The organism is Alicyclobacillus sp. ALC3 (assembly GCF_028751195.1).
In the GTDB taxonomy this organism is placed as follows: domain Bacteria; phylum Bacillota; class Bacilli; order Alicyclobacillales; family Alicyclobacillaceae; genus Alicyclobacillus_L.
Genome location: NZ_CP066784.1, coordinates 3,924,733 through 3,948,014 on the forward strand (window position 1 = coordinate 3,924,733; position 23,282 = coordinate 3,948,014).

Consider the following 23,282-nt stretch of genomic DNA (forward strand, 5'->3'; position numbering starts at 1 on the left):
GTGTGAGGGGGAGACAAAAGTGTGTGGCGACAAACCGACGGAATATGATGGAACATTCCGATACGTGGAACTGACCTTCAGGTCGCAGTGTTTGTCAGTGGGGTGTCTTAGACGAGCCGCATCCGCTCGATCTCGGTCCACGGCGTGGCGATGTAAGTCTGGACAAATTCGCCGACAGGCTGATTCATCATTGTCCCGACTGGGTACCGCACTGTCGGGGCGTCGGAGACGACGATGTCACGAATGAGTTTGACGACCTCCATCGGGTCAGCAGAGTGCCTCCGTCATACCCTTCCAGTGCAAATTTTGACGCAGAGTAGGGACCTGCGCCAGGCGAAGCGATTCGACCACCGATGCTGCCGACGTTGACAATGATGCCTCAACAGCGGGATCACATGTGCGGTAGTACGGGTTTGATACAGCTCAGGGCTCCAAAGAAGTCTGTCTCAAACGTACGCCTCCACTCGACGTTCCGGTGATAAAGACGACTTTCGGTCTGTGTCTTGCACAGTCTGTCCTCCTGGCGCGGCCGTGGTCATTTGGACACGGCCCCCTTTAGTTTCACAGCGACGTTCTCGCACTCTTCGAGCGGGAAGCAGTAGGTCATGTCCTCGCCAAACCATGTTTCAAACACCTTGTACACGCGTTCACCTAATGCCCCAACACTAAGCGACGTATCGCCGACGAAAGCAACGATCTCACTGACTTCTGGGTCGTACTCGTCTACCGGGGCGAAGGCGCCGGGGTGGAGGCCAACCGGATCCCATTCGTTGATGACTTCGCGCACGGCCGCGAAGCTTTGGTGAATCAGTTCTTCTTGACTCATCGGGACTTGCCTCCTATCGATTCATCAATCTCTGCTCGTCAGTACTTATACAGGTACTGCTCGAACTCCTTCCTCATTACCTCTCACGGTTGCTCTCAACTCACTGCCATCCGACCGGAAGGTTTCGTTTGAGAAGATAGGAGACCTCGGCATGCATGCCGAATAGAGAGGTACGAACATGTGATCGGGGGTGACACGATGCGGCGTTTTCGCTTTCTGCACACCGCGGACTTGCACATGGGAAGTCCGTTTCAAGGTTTGCAATCGCGACTACCGGATTTGTGGTCCGCGCGTGTCCGACAAGCTGCAGACGAGGTGTTTCGTCGCATTGTCGACATTGCTATTGAAGAGCGCGTAGACTTCGTGACAATCGCTGGGGACGTCTTTGACGCTCCGTCTGTCCCCATGCACGTTTGGTTCGAACTGCAGCGTGGCATGCAGAAACTGTGTGATGCGGGCATCCGTGTCTTCCTGAGCCACGGCAACCACGACCCTTTGACGGGCCCGACACCGGTTGCGTGGCCAGAAAATGTCTACGTGTTTCCAGCGGTGTCGGTAGAACCAACCGAAGCCCTCGCACCGGCCTGGCTTGAGTTGGCGCCCGACACCCGAATCCAAATTTGTGGCTTCAGCTACTCGCGAGCAGCGATGACAGCGTCTTGTGCGAACGCTTTTGTGCGACATCGCGATGCGGATTTCGCCATTGGTCTCTATCACGGCAGTGTCGGAGCTGTGGCGAGTGCCGACCACGCGACGTACTGCCCAACGAGCGTACAGGAACTGTCTACGCGCGGGTTCGACGTCTTTGCCCTTGGCCACATCCACCAGCAGGTGGTGTTGTCGCAAACGCGTCCGCTTGTGTTCTATCCTGGCGTCCCGCAAGGTCGTCACATCCGCGAACCCGGTGTCCACGGCGTTGCCATCGTCGAGGTCGATGAGCAAGGGCGCACCGCCGTGACTTGGCGTCGCACGGCAGCTGTCACTTTTGCACCCGTGGAAGTGTCGCTGGACGAAGAGGACAGTTTGAGCCTGGTGCCTAAGCGGGTCGCCGCAGTCGTAAGGAGTGTCTCTTCGGGTGGGCCTGCTTCACAAGTACAGCAAATACAGGCCAAGGATTCCGACCTGCTGCCGACGATTGTTCGCTTGTACCTCACTGGCGTGACGCCGCTCGCTTCGGCGTTGCAGCCGTCTGAAGACTTGCATTCGACTTTGATGGGAGAGTTGCAAGTTCTTGGGTTGCCAGCGTGGATTGAGGACATCCGTTCAGAACTGGTACCGCCGCTTGACCGCGCCGCGCTCATGCACAGTGCAGAGTTCGTTGGTGAGTTGTTGCGGTTGGTGGAAGAGTGTCGGAGCGACCTCGAGCTTGCCCGAACTTTGCTCGCTCCGGTTCTGGAAGCCGTCTTCCACGACGGAGGTGACCTGACTCTAGTCGAACCGGGAGAAAATGAATGGCGGTTCGTCCTCGATGCGGCCGAGCGGCAGGTCTTGACGTGGTATGCAGCAGCCGGTTCTGCTGAGGGGGCGAATCGATGAAGTTGCGACGATTGGAAATTGAGCGGGTCGGCGCTCATCGACAACTCGTTCTGCCCGACCTCGTGGACGGTCTCACGGTGCTCTACGGTCCCAATGAGACCGGCAAGAGCACGCTGTTGGCCAGCCTCCGCGGCTTGTTGTTTGGACGCCCGGACATGGAGGAGGGCCGTCCGGCCATCACATCTGAGTCGCGAGTCGCGGCAATGGTGGAGCGGGACTGCGCCCTCTGGCGGTTAGAGCGAGGGCTAAGCAGTCGTCGGCTGAAACCGGTCCTGCTGACACCGACCGGTGACCGCCTTACAGGTGACGAAGCGGTCAAGGATGCTTTACCGGACCTGCGCATGGTCGAGGCATCCTTGTACCAGTCAGTTTTCACGTTCCAGTTGGCGGAGTTGCAGGACTTGAAGGAAGAGACGGGGGTCGCTGACAAGCTTTACGCAGTTGGCAGTCCGGGGGGACTGTCACCGTACGAACTAGAGCGACGCCTCAGCGAGGCAGGCAAGGCCATTTACAACGCAGACGCACGCGCCAGAAACGCGGTACTGCTACAGAAGAACCGCGAGGTCGCTCGTCTGCGAACTGAACTGGAAGCCACCCAGGATACACCAGCAGCGTACTTACGCAAACGTGACGAACTGGTGCAGGCGAGAGTGACTCTAGAGGAATTGGAACAACACCTGCAAGACGCGGTCGAAGAACGCCGGCAAGCCCAGGTACTCACCGACGTGTGGCCGCACTACTGCCAGCGCAACGAGTGGAAGGCGAAAAGTGGTGCGGATGGCAAGGCTGACCCACCGTGGTTGCGCCTAAGTGGTGAAGTAGCTTCAGCTGCGGCACAGGCTCAGACGGCGACCGTGCAATTGCGGCAAATGCAGGAGTCTCTTCAAGATGCGGCTGAGCTAAGCGAGGAGTCGGCCCAAATTGCAGCGAGTCTGAGTGCTCCGTGGAAGACACCGCTCTGGGACGGTCAACTTGCGCTCCAGGCAGCGTCGGTGGATACCGCTGCGGTGGAACAGGCGCGCCTCCACGCAGCGAGGCTAGAGCACTGCCTTCGCAGTGTGGATGGTCTCGCCAACACTGTCTCTGGTAGCCGGGACATCGCCCAGCAGAGATTTGCAGAACTTGTCTCTGTTGGCGGTACAGGGGATGAAACTTCCGCCCAGTGGCTGACGCTACGCCAGCGACTTTCCGTCATGGCCAGTCGGTTGCAGGACGACACGGCGACGATTGACCGTGCGGAATCGCTGTGGAACACGTGTGAAACGCATTTGAACGACTTGGCGTCGGCAGCACAGGCACTGGCGCAGAGTGCAGAGCAGAGACGTGCACAACAACGTCGGCGTTCGTCCTTTGCAGCAATCTTCGCTGTCATCGTCGCGGCGCTGTTCGGGGCGTATCTGTGGTACGCGGGACAAACGATTGCCGGGGTCGTCGCCCTGCTGCTCGGCGTCGCTGTGGCTACGGGCTGGCTGCGGCGCGACAGCGGGGGTGCCAAGGGTGCGTCGAGACGAGAAAGTAGTCTTGACGTGACCCGGCTGGAGGCGAACGTAAAGAGCGGGTGGCAGGCAGTACGGGAGTCAATCGCACAACTACAAACGGCTGACCGACATCCGGCTGGCGCTACGGATGTGCAACGGGTGTTCGGAGAGAGTCTCCCGGACGATTACACTGCGGTCCGCCACGCCTTTCAGACTTTGCGACAGGCGGTTCGCCAGAGTCGACTGTCGCTAGATTTGGAAGTGGCAGGGCTAGAGGAAGGGCGCAATGCATGGGAGCGCTGGCAAGACGCACAGCGTCAGTTGCTTGACGAAGAGGCCAGGCAACGAGCGGCGAAAGAGGAACTCCGAATTGCGGAAGCTGCGTGGGTGGCAGAATTGGCGTCGTTCGGGATAAAGGAGTACCTGTCCCCAACTGCTTTTGTCGCGGAAGCTGCACGTGTGGCCCGACTGCGTAGTGCCGAGGCACAGGCCGCAAAAAGGAGTATAAGCGCGCTTGAAACCGGTCGTAGGCTGTCGCAGTTCGGACGCACAGCGGCCGCGATTCTGGAACAGGTACGCAGGGAAGTGCCAGACGGTGCGATGACCGTGCGTTCTGTCACTGTGACAGAACGTGAGACAGCCGCGACGAGTGGACGGACGGGGGACTTTGCTCACCCCAGTTTCGACGGACGCGAGGACGAGGATGGTCCCACAGTGGCACGTCGGCTTGAGTCAGTCCTGCACGCGCTGCGGTCACACCTTGAAGCAGCGAAGGCTCGGCTAGACGAGTGGGCGGCTGAAGCAAGGGTGGCGCGCGAGTCCTATGTACACGCTGTTGCCACCGCAGGGGGCGAGAGCGCATACGAAGCTGTCGTGTCGAAGCTCGCCTTGTTGACCGAGGAAGATGTGAGCGCGCAGGTCCAAGCTGCAACTTCGCAGGTCGCGCAGGCACGCCTTGCGGCAGAAGAACAGCGCCGGTTGGTCTGGGCGATTGAACAGGAACTTGCACAGTGGTCGGACCGCAAAACAGCACTGGACACTGCGTGGCAGTTGGCGCAGGTATCGGCGGAGCGTCTGCAGGCAGCGCGAAAGTGGGGTGTGTATGCTGCTGCGGGTGCGCTGGTAAAGGAGGCGCGGCGGCGGTATGAACGTGATCGCCAGCCAACTGCGCTCAATGCGGCCAGTGAGGTGTTTGCGCGAGTGACCAACGGGCGCTACGTGGAATTGCGGGCCACAGCTACGGTGGACAACAAGAGCGGAGTGGATGTGCCGGTATTGGTCGCAGTCGATGGTGCGGGCCAGGCATGGGCGGTCGACCAGTTGTCGCGCGGTGCCCGCGAACAGGTTTATCTCGCGCTGAGGTTGGCGTTGTTGAGGGATTATTCAGCTCGGGGCGTGATTCTCCCAGTGGTGCTCGACGACCCGCTGGTGAATTTTGACCGGGCGCGTTTTGACGCTGTGTTTGCTATTCTGAGAGAAGAGGCAGAGGGCGGACAGTTCTTGTACTTGACTTGTCACGACGACGTCGCCGCGCTGGCAGTGGATGCAGGCGTTCGGGTCGTCGACTTGACGGAGGCTGCACAAGGGGAGTAATGGCATGGGACAAGTGGAGGTTAGACTCGGACGAGCCGGGTCAGGGAAGTCGACGCGTATCGCGCAGACAATCGCAGCAGAATTGCGGCAAGCACCTTTTGGACCGCGCATTTTCTGGATAGTGCCAAGTGATGCCTCGTACGCGACGGAACGGTTGCTCTTAGAGCACGTTCCGGCGTCTGTGCGGGCCGAGGTACTCAACCTGCAACGCCTCGCACAGCGTGCGCATCAGGAGACAGGGCAAGGTGAGCAGCCAATCTTGCAAACAGGCCGGCGGTTGTTGCTCGCGAGCATTTATCAGCGGCGCGCAGGTGACCTGCGGGTGTTACACCGCACTGCGCCATCGCTCGACTTCCTCGACGGCATTTTGAACGTGTTCGGCGAGTTCTCGCACCACCTGGTCAGCTTGGACCAAGTCGAGGCCATGCTTGAGACCGCCGCCGCGGCCGTGCTGGAAACCTCTCCACGGCGGGTTGTTAGTGCGTCGCAGCGCCTCCTTGGCAAGTTGCGCGAGCTGTGTCTTCTGTATGCGGACTACGCGCGAGCTCTGTCTGAGCGTGACCTGTACGACCCAGACCAGCTGCTCGCGCTGACACAACCACGTCTGTCCGACTATCCAGACTTGGCGGGTGCGACGCTGTACGTGGATGGTTTCTTTGACCTGCTGCCAGACGAGCGGGAGTTTCTCTTGGCAGCGGCGCGGGTGGCAGACCGGACCGTCCTCACTTTTCCGGTCCATCCCGATGCCTTACAAAGTCACGCGATCACAGCGGATGGCGTGTTTGCGCCGCAGGCCCTGCGCGCGTGTCATGAATGGCTCGCCCGTTGTGCAGAGGTGGGCGTCTCTGCGACCGTCGTCCCGGAACGGAGGCAGCCTGGGGAGGCGCGCTTTGGACGCGCACCGGACTTGGCGCGGGTCGAGGCTCTGCTGTTCGCGCAGGGACCCGCCAGAGGCGGCAAAGCGCCGCACGTACACCTTGCAGCTGCGCAAAATCCGCGCGCTGAGGCGGACGGTGCTGCCGAAGCGGTCGCCCGGCTCGTGCGGCAGGAGGGACTGTCATACGGAGATATCGCCATCCTCGTACCGCAGCTTGCTGACTACGCTCCGCTCTTGGCGGACAGTCTGGCGCGCCGCGAAGTCCCGGCCTACATTGATGTGTTCCCGTCGTTCGCCACACACCCACTCGCGACGCTGGTGTTAGCTGCGATCGACGCCGTCGAGTCAAAGCTTGCGCAACCGGCGCTCATTCGCTTGCTGAAGTGCGACCTGTGCGGACTCGCCCGTGACGAAGCGGACTGGCTCGAGACCTATCTGCGCACTTACGAGATTGAGGGACAAGCAGCACTGGCCGACGACAAACCTTGGACATATGCATCAGCCGCGACGGATGGTGGGCCGGGATCCGAAACCGCGCAGCGCGACGACGAGCGTGGAGATGAACTGCGCCGCAAGTTAGCAGACGTGATGCTGCCGCTGTTCGCTGATGTCGGAGGTGCCGAGTGTACTCCCACAGCGCTGGCTGAGGCGCTGTGGGCCTTGCTTGGGCGCGTTCAGGCGAAGCGCAGCGCAGCCACGTGGATGGTCAACGAGTCTGCTGCAGAGCAACCTGCCGAAGCGAGCCTGCATGAGCAGGCGTGGGTACGACTGCTCGCCGTCTTGAATGACCTCGCACAGACCGACAGTGGCGAGGCACTGCAACGGTCATTTTTGTTCCGGTTGGTCCGCGATGACATCGTCGGTCAGTCGCTTTCTTCCATTCCGGCTGGTGTGGACGAAGTGCTCGTCACCCAAGTCACGCACGCCTCTGCTTGGGAGGCCAAAGCTGTGCTCATCCTAGGTGCTCTGGACGGCGCATTGCCACGACGAATCCGCCCGACGGGACTGTTGCAAGACGATGAGCGCGAGCAGTTCGCGCATTTGTTTGGCGTTCGCATTGCCGATACCTCAGCACAGCGGCAGTTGGCAGAGCGCTCAGTTGTGTACGGCGCGCTGACCCGCGCCACAGAACAACTCTACTTGTCCTATCCGCTAGCCGGGATGGATGGCAAGGCGGCACAGCCGTCGCTGCTTATCGCACAGTTGCGCACACTGTTCGATGACGACGCCATCTCCGAACAGCTGTGGCTTCACGATACACTGCACCGCGCCGGAGCAGACATCCCCGACGTGACTGCGCTGACGCCCGCGATTGCACTGATGTGGATCGCGGCTGCGCTGCGCGACGTAAAGTCTGCGGGTACACTGCGCACACATGCGGTGTACGACGCGATTCTCGACTGGTTCGAGCAGGACGATGTGCGCAAACAGACCCTCGAGCGGGCACTGCGCGGCGTCCAGCACAAAACCGCAGCGCAGCCGCTTGGAGCGCAACTCGCCAGATTCATCTACCCGGACCCACTGGTTGTGAACGTCCATCAGTTGGAGGCCTACGCGAGTTGTCATTACCGTCACTTCGCGACGCATGCACTGCACCTTGCGGAACGCCCGCAAGTTGGGATTAGCCCTGCGCTGCGCGGGAATCTTCTGCACGACACACTACTCCGATTTGTCGAAGACAATCGCGTGGACATGGCGCGCTGGCGCGACATGACCGACGAGGAGGCCGTGGCTGCGATGCAGCGTGCGTTTACAGCCGTTCTCGCAGCGCCAGGTGCAGCGCCGTGGCGCCGCTCCGCTCTGCGTTCAGCCCGTGCTGCCGAGGCGGCAAGCGTGCTTGACGTCGCAGCGGTCGTCCTGACCCGTCACGCCCGGCGCGGACTGTTCGCACCGATGGCGATGGAACTCTCGTTTGGCCTGGCTGCGAATGACCGTCTGCCTGCTCTCGAAATCGAGGTGGAGCCGGGCGTGACAGTTCTTCTGCGCGGTCGCATCGACCGCGTCGATGTGGCGGAAATCGACGGTGAGTTTGCGTTTCGCATCGTGGACTACAAGAGCAGCCAGAAAAAGCTGGACTGGAACCAAATCGAACAGGGTCTACAGTTGCAGTTGCCGGTGTACGCAACCGTCGTGGAAGAGAGGGCTGACGCCTTGTTCGGCCGGTCTGCTGTGCCAGCGGCGATGCTCTACATTCCGCTGCGCCAGAAACCGGAAACCAAAGATGTACCGGATACGCTGGAAGGCGCTCGCGAAGAAGCTGTAAAAGGGATGCGGGCGAATGGGCTCGTCGTGGACAAGCCAGAGTTCGTCAAAGCGATGGACGACAAGCTCGCGACAGGTGGAAGTGAGCTGTTTGGGCAGGTGTACAAAAAGGATGGCGGACTAGCAAAGTCGGCGCCTGCGCTGAGTGAGACGGAGTGGCGAGCGATGCAGCACCGGGTCTGGCAACACGTGCGAGGGCAGGCTGCACGCATGCTCAGCGGGGACATCGCCGTGGCGCCATTTCAGCTCGACAGTCAGACCGCGTGCGACTACTGTGCTTTCTCAGCGATGTGCCAGATTGACCCGCGCTGGGACCGCGCTCCGTTCCGGCGGCTGCAAAAGCGAAACCGCGACGACCTAACAGCAGCCTGGACACAAGCGTATCTAGCCGCTAATGAGACGCAGAGGGAGGAGGCATAACTGTGTACACCTACGACCGGTCATGGTCCCCGACTCAGAAGAGCGCGATTGAGTCGCGGGGGGAAAACGTCGTCGTCTCCGCAGGCGCTGGTTCGGGAAAGACGTCCGTACTCGTAGAACGCGTAGTTCTGTGCGTGGCAGGGGAAAACCCCGTTGACCTCCCAGCCCTCCTGATTGTGACTTTCACCGAAGCAGCCGCAGCGGAGATGCGCCAGCGCATCCGCAGTCGTCTACACGGTCTGCACGCGAAAGCGGCACAAGACGCAGACGCGCAGCTTCGCACGCAACTCGCGCGGCAGTTGATGCTGCTCGACCAAGCGCAGATCTCGACATTGCACAGCTTCTGCCTCGACGTCGTACGGCGCAACTTCCTGCCGCTCGGTCTTGACCCGAACTTCCGGATTCTCGGCGAGGACGAGCTGGTGGTGCTTCGCGACCGCGTGTTGCAACAACTGCTCGACGAGCGTTTGGCAGATGCCGCCACAACCTCGGCCGTGGAGCACATGTTGTCAAGATTCGGTGCAACGAACCCACTCGCCATCGCACAGACGGTTTTTCGACTCGACGACTTTGCGCGCAGTCAGCCGCATCCGACGCAGTGGTTACAGGAAATGGCGGCGCGGTTTGCAGAGGCATCGACGAAGGAGTTCCGCGACTTGCCGTGGACGCCTGCATTTTCTGCCTTCCTCGACCGCGAACTCGCTGAGGCAGATGAACAACTGGCTCAGGCAGAAACGATTGCACAGTTGTACGAAGAACTGCACAGCTACGCAGTCAACGTCTCCGCCATCCGCGACGCGCTCGCGCAGACCGACCTTCTGCGTGGGGCGAACGAGCAATACGCTGCCTGGTGCGGGGTAATCGAGGCAGCCATCAAAGGTAGTCCCCGTGCCGGTGACCACGAGTGGAAGAAAGCTGTTCAAGACCTGCGCGCGGCCGCGATTAAGCAACTTCGACGCATTCTCGCGGTTTGTGGTCGTGGGGAGGCTGGGCTGCAACAAGACATGATTGACCTCGCGCCGGACATCGCCACATTGGCAGCGTTTGTGCAGGACTTCCAAGACCGCATGGCAGGTGAGAAACGGGCGCTTGGTGGGCTTGACTTCAGCGACCTCGAACACTTTGCCCTGCGAGCCCTCGAAGACGTGGAGACGGGGGAGGCGGAGCGGCTGCAGGCCGAGTTCGCAGAGGTGTTCATCGACGAATACCAGGACACAAGCCCGATTCAGGACGCAATCGTCGGCTGCATCGCCAGACCACAAGGAAATGTGTTTGTTGTCGGTGACGTCAAGCAGAGCATCTACCGCTTCCGCATGGCGGAGCCGAACATCTTTCTTGAACGCTATCGCCGTGGTGACGGGCGCGTTGTAGACTTACCTGACAACTACCGCAGCCGCAGTGAAGTCGTCGGCGCCGTGAACTTTCTGTTCCAGCAGCTGTTTTCCGAAGACTTCGGCTCCATTCCGTACGACGACCGCGCCCAGATGCGCGCAGGTGCCGAGTATCCTATCCCACCGGGAGATGTAGTTGCACCCCTTCTTTCCGGCCCAGTGGAACTGCACCTCATCGAGCGTCAGTCGCGCGATGAGGATGAGGAATCTGATCCCGATGTGCTGGCGGACGCCGACGTGGCGGACGAAGCGGACGCGACTGGCTTCGCCAGCGGCAAAGCTTTGCGCCGACCCGCTGATTCAGACAGCGACTTGCCCGCTCCTGAGGACTTGTCCGCGATCGAAAAAGAGGCGTTCGTCATTGCCACGCGCATCCGCGAGTTGATGGGGCTCTCACCGGGCACTGTGCGGGCCGTCGTCTGGGACAAGGAAGACAAGTGTTATCGGCCGCTCACCTATCGCGATATCGCGGTGCTCATGCGCTCCGTCGCCGGACGGATGAACGCTGTGCTGGAAGTGTTTCGTCGAGCGGGCATCCCAGCGTACGGACAGACTTCAAGTGGCTTTTACGGTTCGCTCGAGGTTAAGTGGCTGCTAGCGCTCCTGTCCGCGATCGACAACCCACAAAGCGATATTGACCTAGCCGCTCTGCTTCGTTCGCCGATTGCCGAATTTACGGACCGCGAACTGGCACTGTTGCGCGCTGGGCAACGGGGCAGTTTGTACGACTCTCTCCGTCGCGCAGCTAGGCGGTCGCGCCAAAAAGGTGACTCGCCATGGCCGGGACCAGAAGCACTCGCAGAGAGTGCGGCGCAAGCAGACGTGAAAGCGGCTCGGTTCCTGACTCGCCTCGACCGCTGGCGCACCTTTGCACGGCGCAACCCTGCTGAACCGACCATTCGTGCCGTACTTGAGGAGACGGGGCTGTCGCAGTACCTGGCTGGTATGCCAGGTGGAGACATCCGGTCTGCCAACCTGGACGCCTTGCTTGACATCGCCCGGTCGTTTGACCGCTCGTCAGTGGAAGGTGTTCACGGATTTATCACGATGGTTCGCGAGACGACGGGTCTCGACGTCGATGCAGGCGAAGCGCGTACGCTTGGTGAGAACGAAGACGTGGTGCGTATTACGACGATTCACCGGAGCAAAGGACTGGAGTATCCGGTCGTGTTCGTCGCAGACCTCGGGAAGCAATTCTATCGGGGGACGGAGGAACGGAGTCTGCCGTTGCACCGCACGCTCGGTTTTGGACCGCAGATGGTCGATGCCGCCACGCAGCGCCGCTGGCGCACACTGGCGTCGTTCGCGCTCGAAGAGGCGGAGCGAACGGAGTTTCTTGCAGAGGAAGCGCGAGTCCTCTACGTTGCGCTGACGCGGGCGCGTGAGCGACTCATTTTGGTCGGGTCCGCCAGCAATGTGCCAGCGTTGTTGGCCCGAGCATCCGACCGCATAGCAGAGTGCGACGTGCAGCAGGCGCCTTTGTCGCCTCGCATTCTGCTCGGTGGTAAGACCTACCTAGATTGGCTAATCCCGGCGCTGTTGAGGCACCCACATGGTGTTCGGACACTGCAACAGGAAGTCGTGCAGGGTCTAGCGTTGCCTGCAAGTGAACTGCGGGACTTCTCTTCAGCCTATACATGGACACTGTGGAATCTACCTGGCGGACGCGAATTACGGCAGGTGTTCGAGTCGTTGATAGCGGGCGATGTAGCTTCGACGGATGGTGGGGAGCAAGTGGGTGACGAGGCACAAGCCGTCGCTACAGGGACACCGATGAATCGGGACGAGGTGCGTGATGGCGTGATGCAGGCGCTCTCCTGGCAAGACCAGAGCGCGGTGCTGCGCAGTGTGCCCGGGAAGGTGTCGGCCACCGAGTTGCGGCGATTGTGGGTGGCAGCAAAGGGGCGTTCGGGGGCGGTGCGCCATCAGCACAGAGCGGCGGCAGAACGACTGCTTGACGACCCAGTCTTTGTCCAGTCTCACGAAGGGCCATCGGGACGAAAGCGCGGGACGGCGTTCCACGCCGTGATGCAACACATCGATTTTCAGGTTACGCCAACACTCCCGATCGTCTTAGAACAATTGGCAGATGTGGCGCGCCGCAAGCTCGTAGACGAGGAATTGCTCGCTGCACTGAATCCACAGGACATCGTGGACTTTCTCACTTCCGATGTCGGATGTCGCCTGCGCGACGCGAAACGCGTCTGGCGCGAGCAACCTTTTATCAGTCGAATTGACCTGACGACGGGGCAAGTGGTGCGCGTGTCTGGCGAGGAGAACGCAGTGTCTCCCGGGCGGCCTGTTGAGAAGGGAAGGTATGTGGTTGTCCAGGGTGTGATCGACGTGCTCGTCGAGGAGCAGGATGGCTGGCTCATTGTGGACTATAAGACAGACCGCGTCTCCGCCCAAAATGTGGCCGAGCAGGCGACGGAGTACACTGCACAGTTGGCTACCTACATGGCGGCGGTGAAAGCATTGGTAGGCAGTGACAGAGTGGATGCATACACTTTCTTTGTGGAAGCGCACGTCGCAGTGTCGATGCAGGCTGTCGATGTGGCTGAGGTGTTTCGAGGGGGTGCAAAGTAGACTCTGTAATCGACGTCTGAGTTACGGTGCGGTCGACTGGGTATCCGTGGTCGTAGGCGCGTTTGCAATCGTGACGGCTTGCGACCCCATCTGTTTCCAGGACGCAATGAATTGCTGACGATTGACGGCTTGACTCTGAATGCCTCCTAATGGGTTGTCGATGTAAATGTGTTCTGCATCGTAACCTACAACTAGCACAACGTGTTCGTAGAATGTCGTGTGGACGGGGCCGGTTGGGCTTTGCCAGGTGATGAATGCGGTCTCTGGCAACGGTGTAAAGTATTGATTTGTCCACACTTCAACCGGAGTGCCAGCAGCCACGGTGCGCAAGATGGTGTCGAAGGACTGGCCGGTCAAATCCACAGCGCGGTTCGGAAGAATTTGGTTGATCAGTGCTGCAATCGGACCATGGTACACGCCAAATCCAATCTTTGCCATATTCCCGACGAATCCGACGTTCGGGTTTCCCCACTCGATGATTGTTCCTGATGAATTCTTCACCAATGGCGTCGGGTCCTTCGCGATTTCGTCGGCCAGTGTGAATCGACTGACGGGATGTCCGACTGCAGTGAATAGCATCGACAAGCTGGTGACCTCGCAGCCGTTCGGAAGCTGCGGGAGTTGATTCTGGGCAGGAACTTGCAACATGGTGCTCGCAGGCAACGGTGACGAGGTGTCCGTTGGAGGCGGCGTCGTCTGGTTTGAAGGCGCCGTCTGATTGCTAGAAGGCGTAGAATTGCCCGTGGAATTGGCTGTGGAATCGCCAGTAGAATTCTCCGTTGGACTGACTGTATTGTTGCCGGCAGTGGCGGCGTTGTTTGGCACAGACGTTTTCCGTTGTGGGACTTTTGTGGTGGGGGAGGCGGTGTTTGATGGCACAACAGGTGCCGGCGGTGCGTACCCATTTATCGCACCGGCGCGGAAAAAACCGACGGTAGCTCCACCCGCTACGCCTACGAAGGCCGCGAGTACGATTGCCGCTACCCGCCATCCCGTGTTGTTTGTTCGCCTGCGTTGGTGTTTCTGCATCAAACCACTCCCCTCGTTATTCTATATGAATGTGACGGTGTGTGGTATAGCTGAGTGACAGAGCAAGGAAGTATCACGTTGTTATGAATTTTCGGTTAAACATGACAAATCAGCTCTACACTCATTGACAGCCTTCTGTACGCGGGACTACACTAGCAACAAGCAAGCGCTTGTTGGTGAGTGTAGCCATCACCCACAGTTGGAGGGCCATTCATGGGAGATAAGGGTCGGCGCGAAGACATCATTCATTCGGCGCGTGTGCTGTTTAGTGAACGGGGCTATCACGGCACGACGATTCGCGACATCGCACAGATGAGTGGGATTCTCTCTGGCAGTCTGTACGCTCACATTCGGACCAAGGAAGACTTGTTGTACGAGATTGTCGATTCGGTCGCAGATCAGTTCCTCGAGTCCCTAGCGGCCGTTGTCTCGCGGCAGCTTTCTGCAGAGGAGAAGTTTCGTGAAGCACTAGCGGCACACATTGGTGTAGTGGCGCGCAATCTCGACGCAGCGACAGTCTTTTCGCACGAGTGGCGCGCGCTCGAAGGTGAGCGGCGAGCTCTGATTCAAGACAAACGGGACAAATATGAACATCTGTGGCAAGAAGTGATTCAATATGGGGTGGCAGAAGGAACGTTCGTGATGTCGAATCAGAGATTCAGCCGCATCGTGAGTCTTTCCGTTGCAAATTGGCTGTATCAATGGTACGACCCTGCGGGAGAACTGAGCGCCAAAGCCGTGGCCGACCGCTTAGCTGACGTCCTGTTGTACGGGGTCAATCGACGTAGTGCAGACGTCGGACCAAGACCGAGAGCAATCAAGGAAGTGTGAGTTGAAGAAAGCTAGCAGTGAGGAGGCCCACGCGGTGGTAACGTCTACTGAAGATATGCGTGTAACGCAGTTTATGGCGCGGATTGAGCGCGGTGAGAAGATTGAAGCAACGGACTGGATGCCGGATGACTACCGGATGGTCCTCGTAAAGTTCATACAAATGCACGGTGTGAGTGAAATCATGGGGGCCTATCCAGAAAAGGAATGGGTACCGAAGGCGCCGTCCCTGCGCCGAAAACTCGGGATTATGTCGAAGGTGCAGGATGAGATTGGTCACGGACAGCTGCTGCTGCGGATTGCAGAAGAACTGGCTGCACCGCTTGGAGCGACGCGTGAGTCCATGATAGAAGACATCTACACGGGCCGGATTAAATTTCACAACGTGTTTCACATGCCTGCGCCGAGTTGGGCAGATGCTGGCGTCATTGGCTGGCTGGTAGACGGAGCTGCAATCATCTCTCAGGCGGCGCTCCTTGATACGTCCTACGCGCCGTATGCGCGCGTACTCAAACGCATCTGTGCTGAAGAGAGCTTTCATATGCAACATGGAGAATCGATCATTCTTTCGCTAGCCGAAGGTACGTCAGAGCAACGCCAGATGTTGCAGGACGCGGTTGACCGCTGGTGGGAGTCTCTGATGTTCTTCTTTGGCCCGCCTGAGATTTCCGACTCAGCGCGTGTCATGCTGAAATACCGAATTCGCGAGCGCACCAATGAGGAACTGCGCCAGAAGTTTCTCACTCGCTACGTGCCGCGTATCCGCTCGATTGGCCTGACAATTCCCGATGAAATACTGCATTACGACGGGATCAAAAAACAGTGGACATACACTCAGCCAGATTGGCAGAAGTTTGGCGAGATTGTTCGGAAGAACTCAGGGCCGATGTCGCAAGCACGCATTGCCCTACGCAAGGCCGCGCACACCGAGCAGGCGTGGGTGCGTGAAGCGATGAAGCGCACTGCCGACAGTGCACACGTCAGCGTGTTGGGAAAGTGAGGCGGCAGGCATGACAACAGCTAGCGGAAACAGTGGCGGACTGTACGAGGCATACGAGGTGTTTGTCCAATACGACGTACTTGAGCCACATCAGTACGTCGGCAGTGTGTTGGCGTCATCGACAGATATGGCGCTGATCGTCGCGCGCGAGAACTTCCTGCGCCGCGACAAGGCCCACAGCCTATGGGTTGTGCCGAAGCGATTCATTGCAGTCAAGACATCCGAAGACGTGGACTTCTTTGCCGTTGAGTTCGACCGGGACTACCGCCGCGTCGATGGATACGCTGACAATGCCAGACGCTGGAAGGCATTTAAACTGCGTGCGATGGAGATTGACGAAGTTGTGGAAGATGTGAAACACGCGGGCAGTGGCAATCCCGAAGACCAAGTCACGTCAGGCGATGGACTTGCCACTGAATCTGCCCCAACACAGAGAGGTCGGTGACGAGGTCTGTGACATACGCACAATTTGTTGCGAAGACAACCGATGACAGGTACATTGCAGCACTCACTTCGTTCCTGTGTCAGGCGGCAGACGACGAACTTGTGATGGGCCACCGGGAATCGGAGTGGCTGGGAATGGCGCCCGAAATTGAAGAAGACGTTGCGTTTGGGTCCATCAGTCAGGATGAAGTCGGGCACGCCGTTTACTACTACAACCTCGTATCCGGTTTGACGGGAGAGCCCGTGGAGTTGCTCGCCTACGAACGACCACACGATGTCCGACGGAACGCCGTTTTGGTTGAACGAGGCAATGGTGATTGGGCTTATACTGTGGTGCGCCACTTTTTTTACGACGAATTTGACCACCTGCGGTTAACCGCGTTGACACACAGTTCGTACGAACCGCTGCGGCAAGGTGCCGCAAAGATGCTGCGTGAAGAGTACTACCATCGGTTGCACGCCCAGACATGGTTTACTCGACTGGCACAGGCTGGCGGTGAAGCGAAGGAGCGCATTGAGCGTGCCATTGCGACCCAATGGCCGGACTTGCCGGAACTGTTCATGTTCGGTGAAGCGGAACAGGACTTGTTGGCAAACGGCATTATCAGTTTGAGCGGCCGCGAGGTCCGGGAAGCTTGGTTCGAAAACGTGTCGAGGGTGATGCGGGGAGCAGGACTGATTGTCCCGCCAGCGCCTTGGCTAGGTGAGCAGAACGGCGGTAGCGAGGCGCGTGCGGTGCACACTGATGCGCTCAAGGAACTGCTCGGAACGCTCTCGGAAGTGTACGACCTTGACAAAACTGCCGTGTGGTAACAAGGGGGGTGGCAACATGATGAAGCGCGTGCAGGAGGAGGCGTTGGCTCCGGAGGTGGAACGAGCTCTTTACGACGTATTTGATCCAGAAATCCCGGCACTCAGCATCATGGACCTCGGCATGGTGCGGAGCGTGACGAGCGCCGATGGACACGCCTTGGTGCAACTCATGCCGACTTTTATGGGGTGTCCTGCGCTATCGATCATTCGCCGCAACGTCATCGACCGTGTGCTCGCCGTAGAAGGTGTCACATCTGCTGACGTGGAGTTCGTGTACGATGAACCTTGGACAACCGAGCGAATGACGGAAACGGCGAAGGTTCGCTTACGCGAGTTCGGAATTGCTCCGCCGGCCTGCGGCCTACTCCAGATGAACTCTTTAACCGCCGAGTGCCCGTACTGTCGATCGTCGCACACGCGCCTCGATAGTCTGTTTGGACCAACCGCCTGTCGGTCGGTGTTTTACTGCGAGGATTGCCATCAGCCGTTTGAAGCGATGAAGCCCGTCTAAGAGGTTCTGCAGGGTCTGCCTCTCGCGCACACGGCTAATTGTAGTTAATCCTGCTGGTGAAACAGGTGGTAGTATATCGCTACGTGCAGAAACAGGCGGGCGACCGGGTCGTCCAGGTCGACTGAGAGAAGTTGCTGCAACTGTTCCAGTCGATGGTAGAGCGTTTGACGGTGAATGAACAGGGCATCTGCTGTTTGCTGTTTAGAACGGTCACAGTCAAGGAACGCTTTGAGGGTATCTAGTAGGCTGGTGTGGTGCCTCCTGTCAAAGTCGAGCACGGGTGCAAGTGTGCGCTGTACGCTGTAACTCGCTTCAGTATGCAGCGAGAGCATCGCCACCCATTGGTAGATCCCGGTCTCTTCCGAGGACATCCAGCCGGTCCCGTGTACTTGTTCACAGATTGCAAGCGTCGTCTTCGCATCGGTATAACTGCGTGGCACGTCGATCAGTTCACAGACCTCACTGCCAACGCCCATGCAGGGTGCATTGTTCCAGCCGGAGCGCTGTAAACCCCGTGTCAACGATTCGAACGCAGGATTCACTTGGTCCAACCAGTCGGACGGTGTGGGCCCCTCAACTCGTCTTACATCGCGCTCTAAAATCGCCACAATTAGGTCAGCTCGGACGGACAAGTAAGAGCGAATGCCGTGCTGCGCAAACGCGTTCTTGACGGCCAGTGACAGTTCCGTCCGGCGGTTAAACCAGTCTGTTGCCACATCGAACGGCAGTCCCGCCGGGCTCGGACCGACCAATGCGTCGTCGATTTTCAGTACAGCGACTCGATAGACTTTGGTGGAGTTTGCTGTTTTGCGCTCGAGTCGCGGCGCAATTGGCAAGGCTTGACGTTGTTCGTATTCGTCCCGCACTGGCAGGTTGCCGCCACTTTGGCGCAACCACTGCTCGACCCAGTCTTGTTCGAAGAACGCTTGGCGTTCTTGCATCAAGATCAGTTTATGTACGTCCTGCGTGATGTCCACAAAGCGCACCTTACGGCGAAACACAATGAGGGGGAATCCTGACGACTCGGCGAGGTCGCGGACCGCATCTGGAATTTCTCGAACACTTGTGCCAAGTTCAATACATAGCCCTGCGGCTCGGCCGGCCACAAGCTGCTCAACAAAGGAACAAAAGCGCGTGACCTCGCCGCCAAATCCAAGACCAGTCGTGAGAATCAATTCTCCACCGCGAATGTGGTCAAGTGGTTCAGAGATATCAAGTATATGGACCCAACGCACAACTCGCTCTAACCCGGATTCGCCCGCGACCAAGTCAGCGGCTTCAAACACAGGTCGATTTAATACGTCGCAGACTCGCAGAAACGGCTGCACGTGCACCACGTCCTCGCCACAGCAGTACAAAACTCCTGATCTATAAAACTTGCCTGTAAACCTGTCACGACTTTCCGCAACAGCGTCATACAAATTGTATCATGTCGGGGTGCAACCCCTGTGCTACCCTATGGGCAACTTCAGTCTACCATGCTGCCTGCCGAGGCGCGAAGACTGGCGGCAGCTCGAAAAGGGGCCAGATGATGGGGAACTCAGGGGTGTCACAAGAGGCGGGGGAGCTCGCCAATCGGCAACGCCGCGTACTAGCTCCAGGCGTTGCGACCTACTACGCAGAGCCGATTGAACTACATCACGGCGACGGATGTTACCTCTTTGACAAGAGTGGTCAACGCTACCTCGACTTTTTCGGTGGCATTCTCACGGTCAGCGTGGGGCACGCCAACCCGCGAGTGAACGCTGCTGTCGTGGACCAAATTCAGAAACTCACACATGTTTCCACTCTCTACATCACTGCTCCGATGGTAGACCTCGCGGAGCGACTCGCACAGATGACGCCGGGAGACCTCGAAGTCAGCTTCTTTACGTCGAGCGGCACAGAGGCGAATGAAACGGCGGTTGCGATGGCGCGCACGGCCACCGGCGCATACGACGTGATAGCGCTTCGGCACAGCTACAGTGGGCGCTCGGCGCTTGCGATGACGTTGACAGGGCAAGCCAACTGGAAAATTGGACTCTCTGGTACACCGGGTGTCGTACACGCCATGAACGCCTACTGCTATCGTTGCCCATTTGGCAAGACGCCGGACCGTTGTGGCCTCGAGTGCGCCAAGGACATGGAAGACACAATCAGAACTTCAACGTCCGGGCGCATCGCGGCCGTCATCGCCGAACCGATTCAAGGTGTGGGTGGGTTCATCACGCCGCCAGACGAGTACTTTCAAGAGATTGCCGACATTGTCCGCAAGTACGGCGGGTTGTTCATTGCCGACGAAGTGCAGACGGGTTTCGGGCGCACAGGGAAAGCGTTCGGGATTGAACACAGCGGTGTGGACCCGGACTTGATGACCTTCGCCAAGGGACTCGGCAACGGGCACCCAATTGGCGCCACGATTGCGACTCAAGCAGTCGCAGGTCAGTACACTGGGCCAACCATCTCGACATTTGGAGGAAATCCGGTGTCGATGCGGGCTGCCTTGGCCACGCTCGATGTCATTGACGAAGACAGTTTGACGGAGAATGCGCGGGACCAAGGGGCTGTGCTGCGAGCGGGGCTCGAAGAACTACAACAGCGCTACCCGATGATCGGTGACGTGCGAGGGAAGGGACTGATGCAGGGGATGGAGTTCGTCCGCTCCGACAAGGAACCAGCTCCTGACCTCGTCAACCGATTTTTCGAATACACCAAAGCCGAGGGCCTGCTCATTGGGAAAGGCGGGCTGTACGGAAATACTGTTCGCATTGCGCCAGCATTGAACGTCAGCCGGCAACAAGTAGATGACGCACTGTCACTGATGGAGGGCGCTTTGGCGCGAATGGTGAGGGAGGAGTCAGGGCTCGCACAACTCACTCCCTAGGGCCGTCGGTGAAATTAGTCGTCATCCGGCACTGAATTTCATACAACTTGTCACTCATGAACTAGATAAGTCCTCCCTATGATCTTATACGCACAATAGCCTGTCGATTACGAATGTTCGACATGCGTTGCCGGACTGGATACCGGAAGGAGAGCGAGCGAACTTGACAAGAGGGTCTGTCAATGAACTTGTAGCCCACCGGTTGGATGAGAGCCTTGAGGACCCTCTCACACGACCGGAAGCGCTTCGAGAAGCCAACCGTTGCCTGTTTTGTTACGACGCACCGTGTACGAAAGCCTGTCCCACCCACATCGATATCCCAAGTTTCATTCAAAAGATCGCGACTGACAACCTGCTTGGCAGCGCACGTGTGATTATGGACGCGAATCCCGTCGGAGCAAGTTGCGCTCGCGTTTGTCCGACAGAGGACCTGTGTGAGGGAGCCTGCGTCCTTGGGCGCGACGAGTCTCCCATTCGCATTGGTGACTTGCAGCGGTATGCCACCGACTGGGCGAAAGACTGTGATGTCACCTTGTTTCAAGCAGGTCCATCCACTGGCAAGAGCGTCGCTGTGGTTGGCAGCGGACCAGCGGGACTCGCGGCTGCGCGGGACCTTCGGCGTCACGGTCATGCTGTCACCATCTTTGAGGCGAAGGCACAGCTCGGCGGACTTGACACGTACGGCATCGTTCCGTTTCGACTTCCAGCAGAAGCTTCGCTTTGGGAAGCGGAGCAAGTGACCCGGATGGGCGTTGATGTCCGGACAAACACGGCCGTCGGCGTCGACATCTCTGTGGATGAGCTATTCGACGACTTTGATGCGGTCATCGTGGCCTGTGGCATGGGGTACGTACCGCCACTCAACATACCCGGTGAAAACCAGGACGGCGTCTGGGACGCCATCGACTTCATTGAACGGGCGAAAACTGGGGATGTTTTGCCGACTGTCGGGCGACGTGTGGCCGTCATTGGGGCGGGTAACACAGCGATTGACGCAGCCACTTGTTCGCGCCGGCTCGGGGCTGACGAAGTGATGATTTGTTATCGGCGCACGGAGCGCGAAATGACGGCTTACCCGTTCGAGTATGACTTTGCGAAACTTGAAGGGGTCTCCTTCCACTGGCGCTGCGCTCCGGTGCGGGTCGTGGGCGAAGCTGGCCGGGTCGTTGGCCTTGAACTCGTTGAGACGGAACTGCGCATGGATGAGTCTGGCCGTGTCACTCCGGTCGCTGTCCAAGGTTCTGAATTTGTTGTGCCTGTGGACACCGTGATTCGGGCGATTGGTCAGGAGCGCAGAACAGCTCTGCTCGATTCGTTTGGCATTGAGCACCGTGGGGGCGTTGCCTCGGTGCAGGACGGCATGTGCACCAATCTTCCGAACGTGTTTGTCGCGGGCGACTGTACGTTCGCTAAAGGCGGCCGTGAAGCGATGGTCGTTGAAGCTGCGGAACAAGGCAAAAGCGCCGCTGCGAGTGCGCACGCATTCTTGACCAGTCGAGCGACCGGACGGACGGCGGCAACCGACCTCGGTTTGGACGAGGCGGGCGCGCAAGGCGAAGGAGGAATGTGAGATGGCAGACTTGCGCTCGAACCTGGCCGGGATTGTTAGCCCCAACCCATTCTGGCTGGCGTCAGCGCCCCCCACCAACAGCGGCTACCAGGTGATGCGGGCGTTCGAAGCCGGTTGGGGTGGAGCCGTGTGGAAGACCTTGACGGACGACCCGGTCACGAATGTCACTTCTCGGTTCTCTGGACTTTCGTGGAAGGGTCAGAAGATGGTTGGGATGAACAACATTGAGCTCATCTCCGACCGACCTCTTGAGGACAACTTGCGCGAGATAAGTGAGGTCAAGCGCGCGTTTCCGGACCGCACTGTCATCGCGTCCTTAATGATCGCGCCAGTGCGCGAACTCTGGCACGAAGTAGTCAAACGCGTGCAGGACGTTGGTGTCGATGGATTTGAACTAAACTTCGGCTGTCCGCACGGCATGTCCGAGCGTGGCATGGGTTCAGCCGTTGGGCAAGTTCCAGAGCTTGTTCGGCAGAACACGGAGTGGGTCGCAGAAGTGGCTGAGGTTCCGGTCATCGTGAAACTGACGCCGAACATCACAGACGTGCGGCACACGGCGCGCGCTGCCTGTCAGGGCGGGGCGAGCGCAGTTAGCATGATCAACACCATCAACAGCCTGATGGGTGTCGACCTCGACACCTGGAACCCAATTCCGCAAGTGGACGGACGTGGCGCGCACGGGGGTTACTGTGGGCCAGCGGTGAAGCCGATTGCCTTGCACATGGTCGGAGACTGCGCGCGCGACCCCGAAGTGACGGTGCCCATTTCCGGCATTGGCGGAGTCGCCTCGTGGCAGGACGCAGTCGAGTACCTGTTGATGGGCGCGAGCAACGTCCAGGTTTGTACTGCTGCCATGTACCACGGCTTTCGAATTGTCGAGGACATGCAGGACGGGCTCAACAACTACCTCGATGCGAAGGGAATCGCCAGTGTGCAACAACTGGTTGGGCAGTCGGTTGGGAAGTACGGCGACTGGAACGACCTCAATCTGTCGTACAAACTGGTCGCCCGTATCAATCAGGACCTCTGCATCCACTGCAACAAGTGCCACATCGCCTGTGAAGACGCTGCGCACCAGTGCATCGACCGCCTGCCGCAAACGGGCGGCGAGACAATGCTCGTCGTTGACGAGTCGGAGTGTGTCGGCTGCAATCTGTGTTCCATGGTCTGCCCGGTCGAAGACTGCATCACGATGGTTGAGGTGGACACGGGGCGTGCCGCACAGACGTGGCGTGAGCGTGAGTTCCAACATTAA

At 58.9% G+C, this 23,282-nt stretch carries 16 protein-coding genes; 12 read left to right on the forward strand and 4 right to left on the reverse strand.

The features are described from left to right. Positions 1 to 107: 107 nt before the first annotated feature. Together JC200_RS18055 and JC200_RS18060 are read right to left on the reverse strand one after the other, a co-directional pair. Positions 108 to 263 (reverse strand): hypothetical protein, encoded by a 156-nt coding sequence (locus tag JC200_RS18055; RefSeq protein WP_274433096.1) that lies wholly within the window; start codon positions 261 to 263, stop codon positions 108 to 110. A 272-nt stretch (positions 264 to 535) separates the two neighbouring features. Continuing rightward, a complete protein-coding gene (locus JC200_RS18060; protein ID WP_274433098.1) occupies positions 536 to 826 on the reverse strand; it encodes a DUF1871 family protein in 291 nt (96 codons plus the stop codon). 198 nt (positions 827 to 1,024) lie between these two features. Between JC200_RS18060 and JC200_RS18065 the strand changes: the two genes are divergently transcribed. From JC200_RS18065 to JC200_RS18080, 4 genes are read left to right on the forward strand one after another with little or no spacing between them, the layout of a single operon-like run. Beyond that, the gene (locus tag JC200_RS18065; RefSeq protein WP_274433099.1) at positions 1,025 to 2,362 is read left to right on the forward strand and encodes a metallophosphoesterase family protein; all 1,338 of its coding nucleotides are present in this window, start codon (positions 1,025 to 1,027) and stop codon (positions 2,360 to 2,362) included. After that, complete coding sequence (locus JC200_RS18070; protein WP_274433100.1) at positions 2,359 to 5,433, forward strand: AAA family ATPase; 3,075 nt, start codon at positions 2,359 to 2,361, stop codon at positions 5,431 to 5,433. Before JC200_RS18065 ends, JC200_RS18070 begins: the two co-directional genes overlap by 4 nt. A gap of 4 nt (positions 5,434 to 5,437) precedes the next feature. Next, positions 5,438 to 8,992 carry a PD-(D/E)XK nuclease family protein gene (locus JC200_RS18075; RefSeq protein WP_274433101.1) on the forward strand — a complete coding sequence of 1,185 codons (3,555 nt, stop codon included), beginning with the start codon at positions 5,438 to 5,440 and terminating at the stop codon, positions 8,990 to 8,992. A 2-nt stretch (positions 8,993 to 8,994) separates the two neighbouring features. Then, on the forward strand, positions 8,995 to 12,969 hold the full coding sequence (locus JC200_RS18080; protein ID WP_274433103.1) for a UvrD-helicase domain-containing protein: 3,975 nt from the start codon (positions 8,995 to 8,997) through the stop codon (positions 12,967 to 12,969). Positions 12,970 to 12,990: 21 nt separating this feature from the next. On the opposite strand, the gene JC200_RS18085 is transcribed toward JC200_RS18080, so the two are convergent. After that, on the reverse strand, positions 12,991 to 13,998 hold the full coding sequence (locus JC200_RS18085; RefSeq protein ID WP_274433104.1) for a C39 family peptidase: 1,008 nt from the start codon (positions 13,996 to 13,998) through the stop codon (positions 12,991 to 12,993). A gap of 213 nt (positions 13,999 to 14,211) precedes the next feature. On the opposite strand from JC200_RS18085, the gene JC200_RS18090 reads away from it, so the two are divergent. From JC200_RS18090 to paaD, 5 genes are read left to right on the forward strand one after another with little or no spacing between them, the layout of a single operon-like run. Next, positions 14,212 to 14,829, forward strand: coding sequence for a TetR/AcrR family transcriptional regulator (locus JC200_RS18090; RefSeq protein WP_274433105.1), 618 nt, complete (start codon positions 14,212 to 14,214; stop codon positions 14,827 to 14,829). A gap of 55 nt (positions 14,830 to 14,884) precedes the next feature. Further along, positions 14,885 to 15,826, forward strand: coding sequence for a 1,2-phenylacetyl-CoA epoxidase subunit PaaA (paaA, locus tag JC200_RS18095; protein WP_338000219.1), 942 nt, complete (start codon positions 14,885 to 14,887; stop codon positions 15,824 to 15,826). 10 nt (positions 15,827 to 15,836) lie between these two features. Beyond that, entirely contained in the window at positions 15,837 to 16,271 is a 435-nt protein-coding gene (locus tag JC200_RS18100; RefSeq protein WP_274433107.1) for a phenylacetic acid degradation protein, read from the forward strand. Positions 16,272 to 16,279: 8 nt separating this feature from the next. Continuing rightward, positions 16,280 to 17,083, forward strand: a complete 804-nt coding sequence (gene paaC / locus JC200_RS18105) for a 1,2-phenylacetyl-CoA epoxidase subunit PaaC (protein WP_274433108.1) — start codon at positions 16,280 to 16,282, stop codon at positions 17,081 to 17,083. Positions 17,084 to 17,099: 16 nt separating this feature from the next. After that, positions 17,100 to 17,594: a 1,2-phenylacetyl-CoA epoxidase subunit PaaD gene (paaD, locus tag JC200_RS18110; protein ID WP_274433109.1), complete on the forward strand. Its 495-nt coding sequence runs from the start codon at positions 17,100 to 17,102 to the stop codon at positions 17,592 to 17,594. A gap of 44 nt (positions 17,595 to 17,638) precedes the next feature. Here paaD and JC200_RS18115 read toward each other — a convergent pair whose 3' ends face one another. Further along, complete coding sequence (locus JC200_RS18115) at positions 17,639 to 18,922, reverse strand: PucR family transcriptional regulator (protein WP_274433110.1); 1,284 nt, start codon at positions 18,920 to 18,922, stop codon at positions 17,639 to 17,641. A 203-nt stretch (positions 18,923 to 19,125) separates the two neighbouring features. Here JC200_RS18115 and JC200_RS18120 point away from each other — a divergent pair, with 203 nt between their 5' ends. The 3 genes from JC200_RS18120 to preA all read left to right on the forward strand — a co-directional run bounded on the left by JC200_RS18120 (position 19,126) and on the right by preA (position 23,282). Next, entirely contained in the window at positions 19,126 to 20,457 is a 1,332-nt protein-coding gene (locus JC200_RS18120) for an aspartate aminotransferase family protein (RefSeq protein ID WP_274433111.1), read from the forward strand. A gap of 163 nt (positions 20,458 to 20,620) precedes the next feature. Continuing rightward, positions 20,621 to 22,027, forward strand: a complete 1,407-nt coding sequence (locus JC200_RS18125; RefSeq protein ID WP_274433112.1) for an NAD(P)-dependent oxidoreductase — start codon at positions 20,621 to 20,623, stop codon at positions 22,025 to 22,027. Position 22,028: 1 nt separating this feature from the next. After that, positions 22,029 to 23,282 (forward strand): NAD-dependent dihydropyrimidine dehydrogenase subunit PreA, encoded by a 1,254-nt coding sequence (gene preA / locus JC200_RS18130; protein ID WP_274433113.1) that lies wholly within the window; start codon positions 22,029 to 22,031, stop codon positions 23,280 to 23,282.

What these genes read in the sequence shown, in the direction of transcription:
- paaA (WP_338000219.1), top strand. Translation starts at nt 14,885, where the DNA reads ATGCGTGTAACGCAGTTTATGGCGCGGATTGAGCGCGGTGAGAAGATT.
- JC200_RS18065 (WP_274433099.1), top strand. Translation starts at nt 1,025, where the DNA reads ATGCGGCGTTTTCGCTTTCTGCACACCGCGGACTTGCACATGGGAAGT.
- preA (WP_274433113.1), top strand. Translation starts at nt 22,029, where the DNA reads ATGGCAGACTTGCGCTCGAACCTGGCCGGGATTGTTAGCCCCAACCCA.
- JC200_RS18055 (WP_274433096.1), bottom strand. Translation starts at nt 263, where the DNA reads ATGGAGGTCGTCAAACTCATTCGTGACATCGTCGTCTCCGACGCCCCG.
- JC200_RS18100 (WP_274433107.1), top strand. Translation starts at nt 15,837, where the DNA reads ATGACAACAGCTAGCGGAAACAGTGGCGGACTGTACGAGGCATACGAG.
- JC200_RS18070 (WP_274433100.1), top strand. Translation starts at nt 2,359, where the DNA reads ATGAAGTTGCGACGATTGGAAATTGAGCGGGTCGGCGCTCATCGACAA.
- JC200_RS18060 (WP_274433098.1), bottom strand. Translation starts at nt 826, where the DNA reads ATGAGTCAAGAAGAACTGATTCACCAAAGCTTCGCGGCCGTGCGCGAA.
- JC200_RS18120 (WP_274433111.1), top strand. Translation starts at nt 19,126, where the DNA reads ATGGGGAACTCAGGGGTGTCACAAGAGGCGGGGGAGCTCGCCAATCGG.
- JC200_RS18075 (WP_274433101.1), top strand. Translation starts at nt 5,438, where the DNA reads ATGGGACAAGTGGAGGTTAGACTCGGACGAGCCGGGTCAGGGAAGTCG.
- JC200_RS18090 (WP_274433105.1), top strand. Translation starts at nt 14,212, where the DNA reads ATGGGAGATAAGGGTCGGCGCGAAGACATCATTCATTCGGCGCGTGTG.
- paaD (WP_274433109.1), top strand. Translation starts at nt 17,100, where the DNA reads ATGATGAAGCGCGTGCAGGAGGAGGCGTTGGCTCCGGAGGTGGAACGA.
- JC200_RS18085 (WP_274433104.1), bottom strand. Translation starts at nt 13,998, where the DNA reads ATGCAGAAACACCAACGCAGGCGAACAAACAACACGGGATGGCGGGTA.